Source organism: Limibacter armeniacum (assembly GCF_036880985.1).
GTDB lineage: Bacteria > Bacteroidota > Bacteroidia > Cytophagales > Flammeovirgaceae > Limibacter > Limibacter armeniacum.
In genome coordinates this window covers 202,813-224,973 of sequence record NZ_JBAJNO010000008.1, presented here as the reverse complement: position 1 = coordinate 224,973, position 22,161 = coordinate 202,813, and the positions used below count along the sequence as shown (strand labels likewise).

The window sequence follows — 22,161 nt, the reverse complement described above, 5'->3', positions numbered from 1 at the left end:
CATCGCTAGTGTATTTAGCCCCTTCAGGGAAAGTGTATACCACTGAATAAAAAGTCAATATTAATCATCCCATCGACACAATGTATGCTTATCCTGCCCTAAAAGCACTAATATTATAGTAATGCTAATCCATAACTTACGTTCAATTAAGATAGCTGATCTACGATACTCAGATTCAAAATCATAAAAAAAGGCCGATACTCCTTATATATAAAGAGTACCGGCCTTTTGACTTACTTAATCCTTATTTCTACTTAATACATTCGTTTATCATGTGACTCATTAGCCATATAGCCTAAATCATACCCATCATAATACGAACCACTTTTAATATTATAGTCCTCATCCAACTCAATGGCAGGCAAAGACATTTGCTCATTATTGGTTACTGTGTGGTTCTCTTCGGAAGCAGGACCACTATACACAATGAAATCCGAATCATCATTGTTAGGGGAATATTTATTACCCTCAATAATCACCTCATGATCACCTACCATTGACCAGAACAGTTCACGATTGTAATCCCTGAACCAGTTGTCATGAATTTTTAGCTCTGCACTTGGATCCAGCTTTTTCTCTGTCTTGATAAAGATGGCATCTGCCTGTTTTGTCGAAGAGAAGTAGTTATTATATATGTTAGTATCATGTCCACCTTTTACAAACAAGAATCTTGAGTTTGTATTAGATATGATATTATTATAGCAGTCTGCCTGACTCCAGTCACCAATTTGGAAACCTTGATCCTGCATAGGCTCTTCTTCAAGTCCACCATTGACAAATGTATTGTTAAAGATATGGACATCACCGTGTACGTTGGCTATTTGGAACAAGTCCCACCCAGTATCATGAATCAGGTTGTGGTTTACATATAAGTTTTCAATCTTATGGGCATTGTCAACTGATGTCTGCCCTATATACATGCCTTCACCATGAGTGTTGTGAATATGGTTGTGATGTAAGTGTACATCTCTCATCACCCAACCTGATGCGTTATCAGTTTTGGCTAAGATTCCGGCAAAAGATGTGTTTTCGATTTCAGTATAGGCAACTTCAATCCCTGTTGTATTCTGGTCAAATGACATTCCGCTTGAACCTGACTCCACTATATGGATCCCATACTCATACAAAGGGTTACCGTCACCCCTCACTCTTATATATTCACACTCTGTAAACCACAGTGCATGTTTTCCTTGTTCCGACGAAGCTACCAATACCTGATCTTTATTCAGAATGGTGATCGGTTCATCTCTTGTACCTTTCCAACCATTCATTACCAGTCTACCCCTTGGTGACTCACTTGGTCTGAAAGCCATTACCAACCCTGGCTTATTTAACTCGGGGTGGTCTGATGCTTTTAGATAGACCATTTCTGGCTCAATCCAAAAATCAACCTTTACTGCTTCTCCATTTACCAATACTTCGTCTTCAGCAAGGTCAACAGCTTCATCTGTCAATACTGAATCTGCCATTTGGTCTGTTGAAACCAAGTCAGTTGAATCAGCAGGAATATACTTCCCTTCTATAACACTTGTATCGTCATTAATAATATCATTATCTGAGTCTGAGTCGCATGACATCATGACTGCTGAACAAAAAGTTGAGATTAAAAACGTCTTTGCAATCCAATTTGAAAATTTCATTCCTTATTACGGTTTTTATAAACACAATAATTGCCCGCTCCCTGCCCGCATAGCATGTCTAGCAGGGGGAATCAAATCATTAGTTTGTCGGACAACTGTTTTCCGGCTAACGAGGAAATGAGACTTTAGCTGAGATAAAATGGTTACGACTATAGTAAGTCGTGATAGTTGTACTTTAAAGGGTGGCTGTCCCTTTTTTTGTATTGGCTGATCACCTAATAAAAGACGCAATCATTGTATTTTTAGTTTAAACAACAGTATTAATGGAAGCAAAGGAAGATTAATGGAAGTGAATCCCAACAGATAAACATCAGTTAAAATAGCTTAAAAAGTAGTGAAATATCCTATAAATTAAACATTTAAACGGGTTGCAGTCTACAAATAGTTAAAAAAATAGGTATCCCAACTAAATGTGAATACCTATCTGAAATGGCTTTTATATTAACAATTTGATAAAAACCTCATTTTGCACTATTCAAAGTTATGTTTTTATCTAAACTGGATCAACATCAATATTGACATATACCTTTCTGAACTGTCTGTCACCATCCAACTCACCAAGTACTTCCCTGATGATCTCTTTTACTTTTTGTGGATTTACTTTTTGGCGTTCCAGCTTGACCAAAATATCCATCAGGTAATGGTTTCGAATCTTGTTGATGACAGGTTCCTGCGGACCCAAAACCCTTTTTGCACCCAATTTCTTAACCAGTTCTCTTGCCAGCAGTCCAGCCGCTGCTGAAGCCTTATCACGATCCTCTGCTTTCACAGACAATTTGATCAGTCTTGTAAATGGTGGATAATGATATTGCTTGCGTTCCTCTATTTCTTTCCGGAAAAAGGCTTCATAATCTGCACGGGCTACTTTATGCAGGATCGTTTGCTTTACATTATTCGTTTGAATCACAACCAGTCCCTTGTCTTTTTTTCGCCCTGCCCTACCACTTACCTGCGTTAGCATCTGAAACGTACGTTCTTCTGCACGGAAGTCAGGGAAGTTCAGCATCCGGTCGATATCAAATACACCGACTAGGTTTACATGATCAAAATCAAGTCCTTTACTGACCATCTGTGTTCCGACCAGAATATCAATGTGACGCTGTTCGAAATCCTGAATAATCTGTTGGTATCCGTATTTTTTCCTTGTGGTATCTTGATCAAGTCGCTGTACCCTAGCTTCAGGAATCAGGAACTTGATATCCTCTTCCAGCTTTTGTGTACCAACGCCCATTGTCCTAATCTTGGTAGAGCCACACTGTACACAGCTTTTAGGCACTGCTTCCGAATGTCCACAATAGTGGCAACGTAGCTGGTTACGATGAATATGGTAAGTCAAACTTACCGAGCAGCTTGGACAGGTCGGAATCCAGCTACAATCCTCACACATCACATAAGGCGCATACCCACGACGGTTCTGAAACAAGATCACTTGCTTATGCTCATTGATAGAATTACGCACCTGTTCGAGCAATACAGAAGAAAAATCTTCCTTCATGGTTTTGCGCTTGCGTTCCAGTTTAAGGTCTGCCAACGTCACTTCAGGCAACTGAGCATCACCAAATCGCTTTTTGAGTTGCACCAAACCATAAGCACCATTCAAGGCATGGTAAAATGACTCCACAGAAGGCGTTGCCGATCCCAAAACCACTTTGGCTTTGTGCATCTGTGCCAGTACCAATGCCATATCTCGGGCATTGTAACGAGGTGCAGGGTCATACTGTTTGTAAGAAGGCTCATGCTCCTCATCCACCACTATCAGACCAAGGTTTTCAAAAGGCAAAAAGATAGACGAACGTACCCCAACTACCACCTGATAGCGACCATCTGCCACTCCTTTCCAAACCTCAACCCGCTCGTTATCCGAAAACTTGGAATGGTAAACCCCGAGTAAATCCCCGAAGATTTTTTTCAAGCGGACCACCATTTGGGCTGTCAGTACAATCTCAGGCAACAGAAATAATACCTGTGAGCCACTATCCAGTACCTTTTTTATCAGCTCTATATAAACTTCCGTTTTACCACTTCCAGTCACCCCATGAAAAAGGACAATATCCTTCTCCTCAAAATAACCTAGCACCTGACTTTCCGCTGCCTGCTGTGCTTCTGACAGTTTTACTTCAGCATCCTGATAACGGGTAGCGCTATATTCATCTTCTTCAAAGCGGGAAACAATAAACTCAAACTCTTCTAATATACCATTCCTGATCAGGGTGGTCAATGAACTGGCAGAAACCTGACTTGTTCCTCCTTCCAGCAACTCTTTCTTATCAATCCCTTCCTCATTGGATGCTGGATTGGTTAGAACAGGCACCATCATCAGGAATTTCATCAATACCTCTTCCTGCTTGGCCTTTTGCTTAGTTCCCAAAGAAGCAAATAGTTGTTCCAGTCCTTCTTCTGTTTCCAGAAATATAGGATTCAACCTAAGTTTCTTCTTAGTCTTAGGTTTATACTTGTCCTTTACTGCCTCAAACAATAGAATCGCTTCTTTCCGAACCAGTTCCTTGACGATATAATAAGGATTCTTTACCTCCAAAATATCGGCTGCCTGTTCATAAGGAATAGAATCTTCCTGTTCCAAAGAACGCAACAGCCTAAGTTCTTTATCCGAAAGCACTTCCAAATCCAGCGCTTCCTCAATATCAAACTCTGGTCTTAGCTGAATACGGGATTGACTACTCAGCTTTAGGCCTGCCGGCAACCCAGCTTTCATTACTTCACCGGGTGTTGCCACGTAGTACTGAGCCATCCAGTTCCAAAACTTTAACTGAAGCTCATTGACTGTTGGTGAGTCATCCAGTAAGTCCAGCAGGTATTTTGCCTGATAGTTTTTTGGAGGTCGATTGTGGATATCAGCAATGATACCTGTATGCAGTTTGCGTGCACCAAACTCTACCAATACCCGTACGCCTTTCTGAACAAGGTCATTCATGGCAACCGGTACTCGGTATGTAAATGTGCCCGGAATAGGCACTGGAAGTAGTACTTCCACAAAAAGTGTTGGTTCGCTAGTCAGTTCGAGGTCCATAGTTAGAGACTAGAGACAAGAAGCTAGAACATAGAGAAGATAATAGGCTTTTTCTAGCTTCTATGTTCCAGCATCCAGCTTCTTTATTATAAACTTTTCTTCTTCGGTTTGGTCATTCGGAATTCCTTCAGGTAGAATGGCTCAAAATAGGCCACATCCTCAAATTCCTCTTTGGCAAATTTCTCAGCAGCCAATGTCCCTACATGTTTAGCAGAAGGAACAATACCGTCTAGGAAAGTGCTGTTTTCATGTGCCAATACTTCTTTGCACTTATCAGCTCCATTTCCAAAAAACACGATTGGCTGTTTATCCAATTCTTCCTTGAAAGAGGTCTCGTCCATCACCTTTGGATGTACTTTCTCCGTTTCATTCAAAGCTGTATCATACAATGCCGTATAAACTTCCATTCGGCGGGCATCAATCATTGGGCAAAGCAATATACCCTCCTTATAATAAGGTGCGATTTCTTTTGCCATTGACTTCAGCGTGCTGACAGCTATCAATGGAATCTCCAACGTATAGCAAAAACCTTTCGCCGCAGCTGTTCCGATACGCAACCCGGTATAAGACCCCGGACCTTCTGATATTGCCACTGCTTTCAAGTCTGTATTCTTGACACCGGCATTCCCCATCACATTTGCAATCAGCTGATTCAAATATTCAGCGTGCGATTGCTCTACATGCAGCTCATAAAAAGCTACCAAAGTACCGTCTGTTTGGTGTAATGCGACCGAACAAACCGTAGTTGAAGTATCTATACTAAGAATCATTTTTTCAGATGTTATACTTTAGGTGTGAGACATAAGACCGGTAGTCTTACATTTCAGCGGATCAAAGTTAACACTTGGCGAGTGCTGCACAAAATTATCGTATTCGGACAAATCTTTTCCTTGGTAATTGCAGAATTAAAAAACAATCACTTACTTTGAAACACAAAGTACTTTTAAAATAAACTAAAACATGAAATCACAGGCTGACGCACTCAGGGAAATTTCCGAGATCAAGCAGCTGATGGAACGGTCGAGCCGCTTCCTGTCGCTTAGTGGGCTATCAGGCATTTTTGCCGGTGTATATGCACTGATTGCCGCTGTCATTGTTTACTTCAGGGCTTACCAGCCTGATGACAGTATTTTTTATCGCAGAGCCTATTTTTCAGAAAATACGGTTAAGGAACTGATTTTTATTGGCATTGCCACTTTGGTATTGGCTATTTCAACAGGGCTTATTTTCTCTTACAGGAAAGCTAAAAAATCAGGGGAACCTATTTGGAACAACAGCTCCAAAAGAGTCGTTTTCAACCTTGCTATTCCATTGGCTACAGGGGGTATTTTCTCTATAATCCTATTGCTTAAAGGAATGGCTATCATGGTGGCACCTGTTACACTGATTTTTTACGGACTGTCACTGGTCAATGCCAGTAAATATACCTTTGGGGATATCAGGTCATTAGGGATTGGAGAGATCATTCTCGGGCTGCTGGCGGCTTACTTCTCCGGCTACGGACTTTTCTTTTGGGCGATCGGATTCGGTATCTTGCACATCCTTTATGGTGGAATCATGTACTACAAATACGAGCGGTGAAGAATCTAATCGAAAATATCAACAAGGCATTCGAGAGCAGGATAAGGTTAGGAATTATGTCAGTACTGGTAGTCAATGACTGGGTAGAGTTCACTACGCTGAAGGAAACCCTTGACGCTACTGACGGCAACCTTGCCAGTCACCTCAAGGCATTGGAAAAACTTGACTTTATTGAGATGGAAAAGAAGTTTGTCGGAAGGAAACCCAATACATCCTACAGGGCAACCAAGCAAGGCAAACAAGCTTTTCAGGACCATATAGAGGCACTCGAACAACTGATCAAGAATAGTAACCTTTAAGCATCAGCTTTTCCATGTACTGCCCGCACCATCAATGCGGGCAATATTTGAAACACTTACTTTGTGATTCAAAGTACTTTAAATTAATAACCATGAATTCAAAAATCCATCAACTACTTCTTCCGCTACTAGGCGGTTTTCTCTTCATCCAACTATTTTTTGATGAAGTAATGGGCATCAATACCCTGTTGTTTACCCTATTTATTATTGGTAGTGCTTGGGTCATATACCCTGAAATAATTGGCAGAAAAACGGTCCGTATTGCCTTAGCCAGCCACCTGTTTACGGCTATCATGGTAGTTGCATATGGCTCTATCATGGCTAAAGTAATGTATATGATCTCCTTTGCTGTATTAGCTGGTTTTATGCACCAAGCAGCATTAATGCATGTTCTTTCTGCCGGCGTCACAGCCATACAAGCATGGTTCAAGTTCCCAAGGCTTTTCATTTATACCATTGTACTCCACCTACCTGATATAAAAGCGCTGGCTTTTCATAAATGGTGGTACTGGATGCGTATTACGGTTGTGCCACTTGTCTGTCTGGCTGTTTTTATGTGGATTTACAGTGCAGCCAATCCTGTATTTGCCTCTGGCTTGGCATATGTCACAGAAGATGCATTGAGGGGCTTTATCTGGATATTGGAATCCCTTTCTTTTTCTAAAATATTCTTCTTCTGCCTCGGAACATGGATTGTAGGGTGGGTACTGCTCAAAAGTCAGTTGGGCATGCTATTGGATATTGAGATACAAAATCCTGAAAACATTATAAGGAAAAGGGGAAATAACCGAAGGGACATCCCAACTATGCAAAGACAATTTTATCCTGTCTTTCCAATGAATGCCCTGAAAAATGAATTCCGCTCTGCTGCTACCCTGCTGATCATGGTCAATGTACTGCTACTTGTTGTCAATGCAATTGATATCATCTGGATTTGGGTTGGCTTTGAGTATAAAGCAGGAATGGATCTCTCTCTATTTGTACACGAAGGCACTTGGCTATTAATTGCTAGTATCTTCCTTTCAATGGGAATTCTAATCTATTACTTCAGGAAAAACCTAAACTTTATCAAAGAAAATCCTCGCCTAAAGCTATTGGCAAAGGCATGGATTATACAGAATTTCATTCTGGCTATCTCGGTCGGTGTACGAAACTACCATTACATTGCCCATTTTGGATTGGCTTATAAAAGGCTTGGTGTAATTGTTTTTCTTATTCTGACAATCGCCGGACTCTACAGTATGTATTATAAAATAGAGCATCGCAAAAGTTTTGCTTACCTGTTACGTGTCAATGGCTGGAATACATTTCTGATCCTCATTTGCTGTACGGCAATCAACTGGGACACTATGATTGCGAATTACAATCTGAAATATAGCCCTGTACTGGACAGAGGGTTTTTACTTCGAGAACTCTCTGATAAAACAGCCCCTATCCTGCATCAGCATAAGGATAAGATGGTCTATAACCTCGATGATCCCTCACTAAACGAAAGGTACAACAACATGCTGGCAGACAAAATAGACAATCTAAAATCCGATGTCGGTAACAGAAGCTGGCTATCATGGAATTTTGCAGACTGGCAGGCTTATCAATATTTTACAGAAAACGACAAATAACTTTAATAAACTAAAAACATGGAAACTCAAAAGCCCAACCTACTGGAACGCTTCAGTCAATGGCAACGCTCCTCCATCTCCTTGAAACTGATCACGGTCGGCATCCTCATTCTGGTACTGCTGATTCCCGTTGCAATGATTAAAGACCTTATCAGAGAAAGGGAAAGCAGAAAACGCAGTGCTGTAAATGAGGTCAGCGAAAAGTGGGGAAAACAGCAAACAGTCACAGGGGTAGTCCTGACAATACCTTATTACCAATACAGCACAATTTGGGATAAAGAACTCAAAGAGGAGAAGTTGGTAAAAACTACTGAGTATGCTCACTTCCTACCTGAAGACCTAAAAATCACAGGAAAGCTATCGCCGGAAGTACGTTACCGGAGCTTGTATGAAGTCGTGGTCTACAGTGCCGATGTCCAGTTGCAAGGTCAGTTTACTTCCCCTGACTTTTCGGAATGGAAGGTTGATGAAAAAGATATTCTTTGGGATGATGCTTTTATCGCTCTTGGACTTTCTGACTTACGAAGCATCAAAAATGCTGTTCGCCTCAAGTGGAATGAAAAAGAGTATGCGTTTAGTCCAGGCATTCCTACACGAGAGGTAATCTCATCAGGTATCAGCACACGCATAGCGGGTTGCCGCAATGCTGCTAACTTTTCTGTTTCCTTACAATTCAATGGCAGCTCAAGCCTTTACTTTACCCCTTTGGGTAAAACCACCACTACCAACCTACAATCCATATGGAAAGATCCTAAGTTTGATGGTGCTTTTTTGCCTGCTGACAGGGAGATTACAGAAGAAGGCTTTACAGCCAACTGGAAAGTATTGGACCTGAACCGTCCTTATCCACAGAAATTTATTGGGGATCAACCTGATATTGCATACTCTGATTATGGTGTAGAACTACTGATGCCTGTTGATGAATATCAGAAAAATACCCGTGCGGTCAAGTATGCAGTGATGGTCATTGCCCTTACATTCTTGGTCTTCTTCTTTATTCAGGCACTCAACAGATTGAGAATCCACCCTGTCCAATACCTGATTGTAGGTCTTGCCATCTGTATTTTCTACACACTGCTGATCGCTCTTTCAGAACATATTTCGTTTACCATGAGTTACCTCTCTGCCAGTTTGGTTATTATCGGACTAATCACTTTTTATGTGAGCAGTATTTTCAAGAAAAAAACGTTAACACAGCTTCTTGGACTGGTCCTGATCATTACCTATTCCTTTATCTATACCATCATCCAATTACAGGATTATGCACTACTGATGGGTAGTATTGGGTTACTGCTAGTACTGGCAATTGTGATGGTGCTCTCACGGAAAATTGACTGGTATAACCTACATGATCCGCAACAAGACATTCATTAAACTAAATTTTTAACATCAAAAACCCCCTGTAACAGATACGTACAGGGGATTTTTGATAGATCATAATATTTTTAATACTATTTCAACAGCATATAATACAATTATCAAATTAAACGTACGTTTAAAAATTGACCGAACTAATTCTATTCAAACAATTACTGCTTGAGCTGCTATCTGTAACAGGAGTCATCAAAGACAGATAATAGTAAGCACACTGAGGAATACCTCATTATTACCCCGTTCTAGCCAACCTTGGTTGTACATCATTGAATGTTACAACAAGGATCAATCTTGGCATATTATCATCTATACGAACATATTCATACCCAAATAACTAACCACACACCCATACTTTATCTAAGAATAAGACAAAAGCTTGTTTTATTTCTTCTCAGATAGTTTGTAGATCGTCCGGCAAAATTAGAATTGAATCAAAAAAGGCATATAGTTTACGTAAAAAGCGCTATAGCCATGAAATTAACGGGCAAAAAAAGCATCGAAACATGTAAATAGGATCATAATGTGTGAGTGTGTAGGTTGATAACGTAACGGTTATAGTAATTAAATACCAGCCTAAGCATCATTAAATATCTCAAGGAAACAAACGAATATTACAACCTATATCCATTTTATGGTTTTGTTTTCTGGGATCAATCACACAACATAAAACTCACACCAACACAAAAACACACAGTGTTACAGTGTTATTCTTATTTTACATTACATGAATATTTCAATATAAAATATTACTTATAAAAGAATTAAACATGAATAGTGCAAGAAATTCGTTGATAATTACAATTAAGTTTGTACTTTTATAACGCTAATGAATCGATATTCAACTTTTTACATCATAACTTTTTGAGTATATCTCTACTAATAAGACATGAAAATCTGGACAGGAAGAGAAGATCTTTTCGAAAATGATCTTTTCAATATCACCTTACTTATCAGTATTGTCCTCTATATCCTTGGAGGTTTTGGTGCTTATATGGTTGGCTTATCCATAAACATCGTTTATGTTGATATCGTCTCAATCATTATCAATAGCATTTTTCTGTACTTCTCTGTGAAGAACAGACGTCATGACGCTTTTGCGATACCATTTTTTATAATGACGTCCATTACCCTCATTATTACTTGGTATTTTAATGGTGGTAGTGAAGGCTCTGTAAACTATGCACTGTTTCTGATGGCAGTCATGATGAATGTTATCTTCTATAAGAATAGTACTAGAGGCATTCGCTTATTTACACTATTAGTTGTTGTCATGGCTGGTCTACACATCTATGAGATTTACCATCCTGAGATACTTAACCAATTTCTGGCACACAAGAAGCAAGAAGAACTGGTATCAGATAGACTTTTTGGTTTTATAATGACTACAGTGGTTTCCTTCGCCTATATGCTTAAACTGAACAAGCAGGTTCAGCGTGAAAAGCAGCAGGTTCAAGCCCAAAATGAGGAGCTACAAGTACAGCAGGAGGAGCTGATGGCGCAACAGGAAGTAATGGAAGAACAGCAGCGTGAACTGGAAAAAACAAACAAGGACTTGCTTAAGAGTATCAACTATGCAAGTAAAATCCAGAACGCCCTTTCTAGAAACTCTCTGCAAGAGCTGAAAAAGAAGAGTAACTTCTTGATCAATAAGCCTAGAGACATTGTCAGTGGTGACTTCTACTGGGTGAGAAAGGTTGAAAACAAGACATTCTTTGTACAAGGTGACTGTACAGGACACGGTGTACCAGGTGCATTCCTGACATTGTTAGGAGAAGAGCTACTGGACCAGATTATCCTTTCAGATAGAATTTGGAGCCCTGCAAGAATCCTTGAAGAGCTTGACATTAGAATTAAAGAAAAGATAGCTGGAGACAGCAACAGCAACACGGACGGAATGGAAGTTGGTCTGTTGATGCTTGATCATAAAATTAACGTTGGTGTCTTTGCAGGTGCCAAACGTCCACTCCTTTTCTACAACTCAAAAACGGAAGAGATGTCGATTATCAAGGGCTCTAGAAAGTCTATTGGTAATGTCCGTAATGTTGACAATGAATTCCACGAAGAAGTATTCAAGGTCAATGAAAAAGATAGATTCTACCTGTTCTCGGATGGATTTGCTGATCAGTTCGGAGAAATCCTGGACAAGAAGTATTCATCTAGAAGGTTCTACAGCAAAATGGAAGAGTTATCTGCTTTAGAAATATCCAAACAAGGGGAAGAGCTTGAAAGAGAATTCGCTGAATGGAAAGGCAGAAAGCGACAAATTGACGACGTAATGGTCATGGGAGTTGAGGTCTAAACAGCCTCTCACACTACTCCAACAAACACAATAACTTTCGTATTACTATTTCGATCCAAAACTATATTCAACAATCAGGTATGTGTGCCCTAATAAGGGTATACATACATGATTATTTTTTAAATATTTCATTTTTTTAAAAGACCATTTAACTATGAAAAAAAGTTTATTTAAAGCTTTTTCGTATGCACTACTTATTGGTGCCACCGCATTCACAAGCTGTAGCGAACTTCCTGAGGCTGAAACTGCTCCAGAAACTACTTCCAATGCCCGCCTTGTAAACGGTGGTAGCGTTAGCTCTCGAGATCAGGCTGAGATTGACGTGGTCGTTGAAAAACTTTACGGTGCCATTACCTTCCAAGAAGGTGGCGAGCCTCATTTGGAATGGTTGAAAGAAATCTTCATCGAAGATGCTAAGATGATCAACAATGCTGGCCCAGAGCCTATCACTTTCTCTGTAGATGAATTTATTGCTTATGCTCAAGCATTGCAAAATGACTACGGCATCACACAATTTGATGAGAAAGAAGTAAAAAGCAGAACAAGAGGTTACGGCAGCATTGCTCACAGATTCTCTGAGTACGAAACTCGTATGATCGACCTGGATTCAAGAATTCCTGAAGCTCAAGGTGTTAACAGCATCCAGTTCATCAATGTAAACGGCGAGTGGAAAATCTCATGTATGGTATGGGATGAGGAGATTCCTGAGCAAAACTGGAAGGATTTCAAAAACAAGAAGAAGAAAAAGAATGACTAATTCTTGATTTATTATTCTTTCAACATGTAGGTCAAATGCCAGTATCTTAGACTGGCATTTGATTCTAGCACTTTAGCTAAGCCTTATAATTTTCAACAACTATCTTTAATATTTTCCTGTAATGGATAAATTTCTATCCCAAACGAACCAGGTAGTAAAGCAGGCGCTTGACTTAGGTATCGCTCAACAACCTATTGGCGAAGAAAAAATTAACGGCCGCTCATTCAAATTGGGTGGCAAAGAAGTTCTAAACTTTGGCTCTTGCAGCTACTTAGGACTCGAACTGGATCAACGTATCAGCGATGCTGCTATTGAGGCAATTCATAAGTTTGGCGTACATTTCTCATCATCAAGATGCTACACTTACGTTCCTTTGTATGATCAAATAGAAGAACGTCTTGAAAAAATTTATGGCAAGCCAGCTTTGTATGCACAAACAACAACTAATGCTCACCGTGCTGCAATGAATGTTTTGCTGGATGTCAAAAACGATGCTGTTATTCTTGACCAGCAGGTACATGCAAGTGTTACCATGAACATCATGCAAATGATTCCTTCTGGTCTGCATGTTGAAAAGATCAAACATTCAAACATGGAAAAGCTGGAAGAGAAAATCATCGAGCTTTCACAAAAGTTTGAAAAGGTTTGGTACATGGCTGATGGAGTATTCTCGATGTACGGTGATATGACACCTGCTGAAGAGCTTGTAAAATTAGTCAAGAAATATCCACAACTTCACCTTTACATCGATGACGCACATGGTATTGCTGTCGGAGGTAAAAATGGTGTAGGTTGCTACCTTGAAAAAACAGGTGGATACCACGAACGTCTGATTCTTGCCGGATCAATGGGTAAAGGCCCTGGTGTAGGAGGTGGATTCGTGATTTTCGAAACACAAGAGCAAAAGGAACTGGCACTTAATGTAGGTTCATTCTTTGCAGGACCAGTACAGAACCCTGTTCTTGGTGGTGCTGTAGCAGTATTGGATATCATGGCCTCTGACGAGATCCACGAATTCCAAGACAGACTCAAGCAAAGAATCCACCACTTCCAAAAGCTTTGTAAAGAGCTTGACTTGCCACTGGTTGGCTTGGATGAAACACCTATCTTCTTTATTGGTGTTGGACAAGACGAGATCGCCACTAAGATTGGTGCTGAGCTGAAGGAAGAAGGTTTCTATACAAACTTGTCTGTTTACCCGAATGTTCCACTCGGAAGAGCTGGTATCCGTATTACGGTAAGCAACCACCTTCAACTGGAAGATATCGAAAACCTGTTGAGAACAGTAAGCAAGAAGCTTAATGAAAACATTGAGAAAGAAGGCTATACTGTAGCTGATATTCGCAAAAGATTCCGTATAGCATAACGCTTAGCGAGACTAGCCTTTCAACAGGGCTTAAAAATATATACCTAAAACCTTCAGGTGATGGAAAACTCCAAACCTGAAGGTTTTTATATTTACAATTGGTTTTAATCATAGTGCTGTATTATTTCAGAATACCAATACTAAATTTTGTTGATCAATATGCTCTCTAGAAATACCTGTTTGTCTTTATGCGTTGTAGTTTTCTCTGCATGTAGTCCTTCCTTAAAGTTGACAGAAAACATGAACCTCCGCTCTTATCCCTCTGCGCATTCAACAAGGGTAATGACTGGGGAGAAAAACACCAAATACCAAATTCAACAGAGAACGCCAATCCCCTACTCCATTACACTTTCAGGAGGGAAACAACAGGATGCTTATTGGTATCAGCTGAAAAACAATGCATGGGTATTCGGGTATTATACCGAGGTCAAAAAGGCTGAGAAAGTTCCTTACCAAATCTTCCAAAACCGACTTAATCAACTGATTCAATTTACCAATAATAATAGCAAAGTCAGAGTTGAAAGAAATGACTTCAGAAAGCTTGCCTTAGCATTTGGATCAACTCAGGAGTCTGAACCTCCATTGGATTTGGAACTATTGGGAGAGAAGTATTCTCATGGGCTTAAAGGCTCTACTTACGAAAAGGAGGTAGGAACTTTTCTAAGGAGTATACGCTTCAAGCCACTTACAGACGCTGTAGAACACCGTTATAACCTTCCGCCCGGAATTCTGCTGGCAATGATTATGCAAGAATCTAATGGTGTTGCGTACCTCCCAAACGGTACAGATGATGGCGGAATTGGTCTTTGCCATATGCAACCTCAAATTGCACAGGAATTTTCTCTCAAAACCTTAGATAACAATCATGAAATGGTGGATTATCAGCATGGAAAAAAACTGAGAGGTCTGGTTGAGGACTACACCAGAGGGCAACTGCTACACCATTTATCACTGACCGACGATCGCTTCGATCACCTCAAGAACTTGGATGCTGCTGGGAGAATGATGGCTACTTATATGGCAGCCGGTGCCAACCCTGCTTTTGGTGGACCTTTAAGGTCTGCTGTTGCCCGATATGCAGGCAAACGGAACTATCAGCAATATTGGGATAATCTCAAATACTATATGAAGCTGCTCTATGATCCTGCGTTTATTGAGATGGCAGAAATTCAGTTCAACTTAAGCAACCCTGAGTTTGTCGTTTATGAGAAGATCTATAGTAATGGAGGTCAAGCAGAAAGGTATCTCTTATTATGGTGGAATTATATGGAAAGCAACTTCCAATTAGCCCAATACAAAAAGCTGGAAGCATTTCGACCTGAAAACTCTGATGACGTGATAGCTACCTACAAACGGTATATGATCAAATAATGCACAAAAAAGGTCGGTAACTAAATTTTACCGACCTTTTTCTTGTAGCATTAGTCATTGAAGTGATACAGTAGAATAATAGTTCCTGTAAAAGCAGGCTTCTTACTGTCCTTAATTTCCATTACCACGTCAATCTCACATTTAGTGATTCCTCTCAGGTTGGCAATAGACTTCATTTTGCCTTTCAGCTTCAATTCGCTACCAACTACTACAGGCTGGTTAAATCTAAGCTTCTCAATACCATAGTTGATCAGCATTTTCAGGTTTCTTACATCCACGATCTGTTCCCAAAGGTAAGGAACTACTGACAGTGTCAAGTAACCATGAGCAATCGTGTTTCCAAAACCGCCCTCTTTCTTAGCACGCTCAGGATCAGTGTGAATCCACTGGTGATCCAATGTTGCTTCTGCAAATTTGTTGATTTGATCTTGGGTAATTTTCAGGTAGTCTGACTCACCTAGGTCTTTGCCTTCGAATGCAGCAAACTGCTCGTAGTTCTCAATTACTTTTCTATTCATAATTAATTCTGGTTTTTTTGATGTGTGTGCAATGCAAATATAGCACAAATGTCGGGAGTTTAATTCAGAGCCATTTTTTAGAATTAAATAAGTTATTAGCCTTTTCTTTGTATGTTTATATCACTTTTCAATGAAAATATCAGAATAATTTATACTTGTTCCTATGAAAAAAAATATTTTCATCCTGCTCTGCCTTATGATTTTTTCTTTCAAAGTCAGTGCAGGAACTGCTGTTCAGGAAACCGATTCCGCATTTATTGCAGCGCATTATGAGAAGATAATCTTCGATATTCCAATGCGTGACGGTGTCAAACTACACACTCAGGTTTACCTTCCAAAAGATACCAGCAAGCAGTACCCGATGCTGATGCAACGTACCTGCTATAGTATCCGACCTTATGGAGAAGGTAATATGCCAACCAAACTGGGTCCTTCCAGCTATCTGATGAGGGATCTTTATATTTTTGTATATCAGGATGTACGTGGTCGTTATATGTCAGAAGGAAAATTTGACAACATGCGCCCGATTGTAGATTCGAAGTCAGATCCGAAAGCTACAGACGAAAGTACCGACACTTATGATACAATTGACTACCTCCTCAAGCAACTAGAAGGTAGACATAACGGAAACATCGGAACATGGGGTATCTCCTACCCCGGACACTATTCAGCAGTCAGCAATGTAAAAGCGCACCCTGCCCTAAAAGCAGCTTCACCACAAGCACCAATTGCGGACTTCTATTTTGACGATTTCCACCATCGCGGAGCTTATACACTTAGCTATTGGTTTGCAACTCCTGTATTCGGCTACCAAAAAGATAGCAAGACTACAGAAGCATGGTACAGAGACAAGATGGCGATGCCCCAAAAAGATAAAAGTGCTTATGATTTCTTTTTGGAACTAGGTCCACTTAAAAACACAGACCAGTACTATAAACAGGACAATTTCTTTTGGCAAGAACTCTCTGACCACCCTAACTATGATCAGTTCTGGCAAAAACGAAACCTATTGCCTCATTTAAATGACATTGACCATGCTGTACTGGTAGTTGGTGGATGGTTTGATGCTGAAGACCTTTACGGGCCTCTCAATATTTACAAGACTATCGAAAAACGTAACAAAAAAGCGGATAACCGAATTGTCATGGGACCATGGACTCATGGAGATTGGGCAAGGGTAAAAGGCGATCAGATCATCAGTGATGTATACTTTGGTTCTGACATCTCTGACTTTTACCAAAAGGAAATCGAGTTTCCATTCTTTGCCCATCATCTGAAAGGGAAAACGGAAAACCCTTTACCTGAAGCTTACCTGTTTGATACAGGAAAAAAGCAGTGGATGAAATTTGATAAATGGCCTTCAGCCAACACTATCAAGAAAAAGCTCTACTTCCAACAAGATGGAATGCTTTCTGAAACAAAATCAAAACAGGGAAAAGACACTTACTCAGAGTTTATCAGTGACCCGACCAACCCTGTACCTCATACTGAGCACCCTGAAGTACGATTTACACCAAGGCCTTATATGGCCAGCGACCAACGCTTTGCCAGCAAAAGGGAAGATGTGTTGGTTTTCCAGACAGATATACTTACCGAAGATGTAACACTTGCGGGTGAACTGCTTGCTAAACTGACCGTTTCAACGACAGGTACTGATGCTGACTGGGTCGTAAAACTAATAGATGTATACCCTGAAGACTTTACACAGGAAAAAGGCAAAAAGGATTTGGGAGGATATCAGCAAATGGTGCGTAGTGAAATCATGCGTGGACGCTACCGAAACAGCTTTAGTAAGCCAGAGCCATTTACACCTGAAAAGCGTACAGAAATAACATTACCACTACAAGATGTGCTGCACACTTTCAAGAAAGGGCACCGCATTATGGTACAAGTCCAAAGTACGTTTTTCCCTCTGTTTGACAGAAATCCTCAGAAGTATGTGGAAAATATATTTGATGCAGAAGAAAGCGACTTTATAAAAGCCACTCACAAGGTTTATCACGATGAAAAAGGAAGTTATTTGGAAGTCTCCATTGTGAAGTAAGCGTTCCATTTAATTAAAATAATGCCTTGAATCGAGTCATTACTTGGTTCAAGGCTACCTACAAAAAAAACAGCCCCGAAATCGGGGCTGCTTAATGAGTCATCAAAACAGGATATTAAGGTTAATAAGGCTAACTCTATCAATCATATTACATTATTCAAACAATTACTGTAATCTTTTCAAAAACTAGACCATCTATCTTTCATAGGTATTATACTTTCAAAAAAAATTGAATTTTGAATATTTTTAACATATCAAGCCTTTACTTACTATGAGTTGTTTTTCACCTTTTTGTATTACAAAAACTTGATCTTTTAACGCTGCATTTCTTTCAAAGCTTCACTTTCAGCTTTATTTCAAACAAAACATTGTACTTCATACTATATTTTTGTTTTACATACTTCAACCGCCCACTCTCCTACTTCTACCAACTTTAATTTATGCCTTTAAGCTTGCTTCTGATATTCATTCCATATCCTAGATGACAACCCTCTTCACTTTTTAACATTTTTTTCACAATCTTTGCGACCAGTCTGCAACGGAAGTGGCACAGCAACTGCATAACTAAACAGCTATCCGTTTCGATTGGTGCAATCAATTTAACACTACACACTACACCTAAAGATTTTAGAATGAACATTCTCTACCTTGTTTTTGGAGATAATATCCAAAATCACAAGCAGGCAAACTTTTCGATATACACATTCCTGCTACAAAAAGACTTTGTAGACCACATTATCATTGTAACAGACGCTCCTTCTTACTATAGTCATTTAAAGGACAGTAGGGTCATTGTTAAGAGTGTTGATGAACAAACATTAAATGATTGGAGAGGTCCTTATGATTTCTTTTGGAGGATTAAAATCAAAGCTGTTGAAGCTATAGCCTATGAGTTTAAAGACACATCATTACTATACCTTGATTCTGACACTTTTCTATATGGGGATTTAGCCGAAATCAAAAACAGGTTAGACAAAGGTTTCAACACAATGCACCTTAATGAGGGAAAGCTTTCAGAATTAGGCTCTAAAACTGAAAAGAAAATGTGGGACCAGTCAAATGGCAAATCGTTTGGCGGAGTAACTATCAATGCAGAACACTGTATGTGGAACGCCGGAGTAATTGGAATTTCTCACAAAAATTTTTCGAATACAATCCCCCTTTCCCTATCTATTTGTGATGACATGTGTAAAGGAGGAGTCACAAGAAGACTGATTGAACAGTTTGCTTTCTCTGTTGCATTATGTGCTGATGAAGATACTCCTATGGTCGCTTCAGATGATATTATTGGTCACTATTGGGGTAACAAAGAGGGATGGAATGAAGTCATCACTTCATTCTTTGTTAAAGCACATCTAGGTGGGCTAACTCAAGATGAAGAGTTAGAAGAGTTACGTAAAATGGATTTACTTAAAATCCCAGTAAAGGTAGGAATTCCAAATACACGAAAAAGACTCCACAAACTGATTATGAAGTGGTTTCCTGACAAAGGAATTGAATATATTCAATGACACTAAACTGACACTTCAGGTGTTGATTTAAACCACCTGAAGTGTTTTTCACCCTTTATCACATAACTCAAATACAGAAGTAAACTCAATTGCTTCAAAATACTTGGCTGTTTCACCTACTTTTGAGTAAGGCACAAAAAACTGGAGTTTTTCCTGCCCATTCGATAGGCTTAAGTAGCCAACCCTTTTCCCTGAATGGTCTGCTTTTTTCATGTCTGAAAGTGCTGCGACCATTAGCCTGATTTTCTGTATTTCCGTAAATGAGAACAAAAAGCATATTGATTTTTGTCCCATATTAACCCTAATCGCTAATCCGTCTTGTAATTTCTCAAAGTGTGATACTTTTCTATCAGCATGATCGGCTGTTTCGGGTTTATATTCAAGCCCTGCTAGAGATATCCCACTTACAAATGCCTTTTTCAAAAAAGAATAAGGTCCTCCATACTGTTTTAATATTTTGCTTGGTATTTTCCCTGAAGCATCAAGTTGTATAGTTTTCAAAACAGAATCTTTAGATAAAACTTATAATAAGCCACACATTTAAGGCTCTCCTTAAAACACAAAAGTGACTCACATCTCCCTATAGATATTCCTCATCATGGACATTCACGTTCTTCCTGTATTATAGCGTCTTCATGTAAACTTTTTCTACTAAGAGACTGTCTTTGTTCCAATATTTTAGTTATTCTTATAATTCTATAACCTAATAATACAATAGACACAATATATAAACGCAAGGCTTGAAGTACGAAGCTAAATAACAGAACCACTAACCACATACATGTTCTGCCTCTTCTGCTGCAAGTCCTCCATAAACTGACACATATTCAAAAAGCTGACTGACCTTGTCAGGAAGCTATGTTAAACCCACGTCAGCGAGTACACACCATCTTATAGCTCAACACCACAGGCTGTATTTGGCTCACTGACTTTTATTACTAACCATACATACATATGCAAACATTACAACAAGAAACCCAGGAAATGATCGCACAGTCTGTGCGTGATTTCGGAGAAATGCACATTGCTCCTTATCGAGATGAATGGGATGAAAACGAACACTTCCCTGTCGAGGTCTTCAAAAAACTAGGTGAATTAGGCCTGATGGGCGTCCTTGTTCCGGAAGCTTATGGCGGTAGTGGTTTTGGATACCATGAGTATGTCCGTGCTATTGCTGAACTTGCGAAATTTGACCCAGGAATTGGCCTTTCAATGGCAGCCCACAACTCACTTTGCACTGGACACATACTGGCATTCGGCAATGAAGAGCAAAAGAAAAAATGGTTACCAAAATTGGCTTCAGGCGAATGGATCGGTGCTTGGGGACTTACAGAACCTAACACAGGATCAGACGCTGGTAATATGAAGACCGTTGCCAAGAAAGATGGTGATTATTGGGTATTAAACGGTGCCAAAAACTTCATTACACATGGGATTAGTGGAAATATAGCTGTCGTGATTGCCCGTACTGGAGATGTAGGAGACTCTCACGGCATGACTGCCTTTGTGATTGAAAAAGGTACAGCTGGCTTTTCCGCTGGCCGAAAAGAACGTAAGCTTGGTATGCGAACATCTGAGACAGCCGAATTGATTTTTCAGGACTGTCGTGTACACCAAGACAATGTACTGGGTAAAGTCGGAGAAGGCTTTGTTCAATCCATGAAGGTTCTGGATGGTGGAAGGATCTCAATTGCAGCCTTAAGCTTGGGTATTGCTCAAGGTGCTTATGAAGCTTCTGTTGCTTATGCCAAGGAGCGTAAACAGTTTGGTAAACCAATTGCTACTTTTCAAGGTATTTCCTTTAAGCTGGCAGATATGGCTACTGAAATCGAAGCTGCAAGGCTATTGATTTGGCAAGCTGCAGAATTAAAGAATCAGGGAAAAAGCATTAACAAAGAGTCTGCTATGGCGAAGTACTATGCTTCTGAGATTGCTTGCAAGGCATCTAATGAAGCTGTGCAGATTTTTGGCGGATATGGCTTTACCAAAGACTACCCAGTAGAAAAATACTACAGGGATGTCAAGTTGTGTACAATTGGGGAAGGTACCTCCGAGATTCAGAAACTTGTCATCTCTAGAGCCATCCTGAAAGAGTAGTATCTACACACATATAACACCAAATACACTCCGCTTCCTGACAGGGAGCGGAGTTTTTTATATCCCCCTCTCAACCTCCCTTATTACTTATTAGCAAGCTTTAAAACTCATAAACATCTGCAATACATACCTTTGCACCGTGTTTATATTCAATCATGAATTATGTTTCATAAAACCAACCATTCATGAAACTACTCGCTAACTCAAAAATCCGTTTACTTCAAGTATCTTTAATGGTCATAGCAGTACTATCATTTTCATCCTGTGCGACACAAAACAACAGTACAGCTAGATACAGGGCTATGAAGGCAACGGAAAAACGCATTAAGAAGCATAAAAAACTGAAGGAAAAATGGGCTAAACATGGCGGGAACGCAATATGCCCTTCCTATAAAGGTTATTATTAAACCACATTCTTATGGATTAGGATGTTTTAATAACGAGGTCGGCAGTACTTGTACTACCGGCCTTTCTTTTTATCCTAACAATGTACTTATCAGCGTCAGCAAAATCATCAATGCCAGAATTCCTACGAGCGACAAACCTGCTGCAAACACAAAAACCTGTGAGGTAGAGAAATTTTCATCTCCCCTTTCTCCCCAAAACTTACGCATCAGCCTGACCAGTAACTGTCTCATAGTTTCTTTTAAAGAAAAA

18 protein-coding genes are annotated in these 22,161 nt (G+C 39.8%); 12 read left to right on the top strand and 6 right to left on the bottom strand.

Annotation, left to right across the window (positions count from 1 at the left end; translation table 11 throughout):
* Positions 1-254 precede the first annotated feature (254 nt).
* The 3 genes from V6R21_RS06925 to tsaB form a co-directional block, all read right to left on the bottom strand.
* Complete coding sequence (locus tag V6R21_RS06925; RefSeq protein WP_334242087.1) at positions 255-1,640, bottom strand: right-handed parallel beta-helix repeat-containing protein; 1,386 nt, start codon at positions 1,638-1,640, stop codon at positions 255-257.
* 493 nt (positions 1,641-2,133) lie between these two features.
* On the bottom strand, positions 2,134-4,668 hold the full coding sequence (gene priA / locus V6R21_RS06920; RefSeq protein ID WP_334242084.1) for a replication restart helicase PriA: 2,535 nt from the start codon (positions 4,666-4,668) through the stop codon (positions 2,134-2,136).
* An 86-nt stretch (positions 4,669-4,754) separates the two neighbouring features.
* Positions 4,755-5,438: a tRNA (adenosine(37)-N6)-threonylcarbamoyltransferase complex dimerization subunit type 1 TsaB gene (gene tsaB / locus V6R21_RS06915; RefSeq protein ID WP_334242082.1), complete on the bottom strand. Its 684-nt coding sequence runs from the start codon at positions 5,436-5,438 to the stop codon at positions 4,755-4,757.
* Positions 5,439-5,628: 190 nt separating this feature from the next.
* Here tsaB and V6R21_RS06910 point away from each other — a divergent pair, with 190 nt between their 5' ends.
* From V6R21_RS06910 to V6R21_RS06875, 8 genes are all read left to right on the top strand, one after another.
* Positions 5,629-6,249: a hypothetical protein gene (locus V6R21_RS06910; RefSeq protein WP_334242079.1), complete on the top strand. Its 621-nt coding sequence runs from the start codon at positions 5,629-5,631 to the stop codon at positions 6,247-6,249.
* On the top strand, positions 6,246-6,548 hold the full coding sequence (locus V6R21_RS06905; RefSeq protein ID WP_334242078.1) for a winged helix-turn-helix domain-containing protein: 303 nt from the start codon (positions 6,246-6,248) through the stop codon (positions 6,546-6,548). The genes V6R21_RS06910 and V6R21_RS06905 overlap by 4 nt, the downstream gene beginning before the upstream one ends.
* Positions 6,549-6,640: 92 nt before the next feature.
* Entirely contained in the window at positions 6,641-8,167 is a 1,527-nt protein-coding gene (locus tag V6R21_RS06900) for a DUF4153 domain-containing protein (RefSeq protein ID WP_334242076.1), read from the top strand.
* Between the two features lie 18 nt (positions 8,168-8,185).
* Complete coding sequence (creD, locus tag V6R21_RS06895; protein ID WP_334242074.1) at positions 8,186-9,541, top strand: cell envelope integrity protein CreD; 1,356 nt, start codon at positions 8,186-8,188, stop codon at positions 9,539-9,541.
* A gap of 886 nt (positions 9,542-10,427) precedes the next feature.
* Positions 10,428-11,840: a PP2C family protein-serine/threonine phosphatase gene (locus V6R21_RS06890; RefSeq protein ID WP_334242072.1), complete on the top strand. Its 1,413-nt coding sequence runs from the start codon at positions 10,428-10,430 to the stop codon at positions 11,838-11,840.
* A 154-nt stretch (positions 11,841-11,994) separates the two neighbouring features.
* Complete coding sequence (locus V6R21_RS06885; protein WP_334242071.1) at positions 11,995-12,597, top strand: hypothetical protein; 603 nt, start codon at positions 11,995-11,997, stop codon at positions 12,595-12,597.
* Positions 12,598-12,718: 121 nt separating this feature from the next.
* Complete coding sequence (locus tag V6R21_RS06880; RefSeq protein WP_334242069.1) at positions 12,719-13,963, top strand: aminotransferase class I/II-fold pyridoxal phosphate-dependent enzyme; 1,245 nt, start codon at positions 12,719-12,721, stop codon at positions 13,961-13,963.
* 282 nt (positions 13,964-14,245) lie between these two features.
* Entirely contained in the window at positions 14,246-15,334 is a 1,089-nt protein-coding gene (locus tag V6R21_RS06875) for a hypothetical protein (RefSeq protein ID WP_334242067.1), read from the top strand.
* 50 nt (positions 15,335-15,384) lie between these two features.
* Here V6R21_RS06875 and V6R21_RS06870 read toward each other — a convergent pair whose 3' ends face one another.
* Positions 15,385-15,852 (bottom strand): MaoC family dehydratase, encoded by a 468-nt coding sequence (locus tag V6R21_RS06870; protein WP_334242065.1) that lies wholly within the window; start codon positions 15,850-15,852, stop codon positions 15,385-15,387.
* 196 nt (positions 15,853-16,048) lie between these two features.
* On the opposite strand from V6R21_RS06870, the gene V6R21_RS06865 reads away from it, so the two are divergent.
* Both V6R21_RS06865 and V6R21_RS06860 read left to right on the top strand, forming a co-directional pair.
* Positions 16,049-17,896: a CocE/NonD family hydrolase gene (locus V6R21_RS06865; RefSeq protein WP_334242063.1), complete on the top strand. Its 1,848-nt coding sequence runs from the start codon at positions 16,049-16,051 to the stop codon at positions 17,894-17,896.
* 632 nt (positions 17,897-18,528) lie between these two features.
* Positions 18,529-19,407 (top strand): hypothetical protein, encoded by an 879-nt coding sequence (locus tag V6R21_RS06860; protein ID WP_334242061.1) that lies wholly within the window; start codon positions 18,529-18,531, stop codon positions 19,405-19,407.
* 48 nt (positions 19,408-19,455) lie between these two features.
* Here the strand turns inward: V6R21_RS06860 and V6R21_RS06855 are convergent, their stop codons facing one another.
* Positions 19,456-19,908, bottom strand: a complete 453-nt coding sequence (locus V6R21_RS06855; protein WP_334242060.1) for a hypothetical protein — start codon at positions 19,906-19,908, stop codon at positions 19,456-19,458.
* Between the two features lie 453 nt (positions 19,909-20,361).
* On the opposite strand from V6R21_RS06855, the gene V6R21_RS06850 reads away from it, so the two are divergent.
* Both V6R21_RS06850 and V6R21_RS06845 read left to right on the top strand, forming a co-directional pair.
* On the top strand, positions 20,362-21,504 hold the full coding sequence (locus V6R21_RS06850; RefSeq protein WP_334242058.1) for an acyl-CoA dehydrogenase family protein: 1,143 nt from the start codon (positions 20,362-20,364) through the stop codon (positions 21,502-21,504).
* A gap of 185 nt (positions 21,505-21,689) precedes the next feature.
* Positions 21,690-21,911, top strand: coding sequence for a hypothetical protein (locus tag V6R21_RS06845; protein WP_334242056.1), 222 nt, complete (start codon positions 21,690-21,692; stop codon positions 21,909-21,911).
* A 69-nt stretch (positions 21,912-21,980) separates the two neighbouring features.
* Here the strand turns inward: V6R21_RS06845 and V6R21_RS06840 are convergent, their stop codons facing one another.
* Positions 21,981-22,142 (bottom strand): hypothetical protein, encoded by a 162-nt coding sequence (locus V6R21_RS06840; protein WP_334242054.1) that lies wholly within the window; start codon positions 22,140-22,142, stop codon positions 21,981-21,983.
* Between the last annotated feature and the right edge of the window lie 19 nt (positions 22,143-22,161).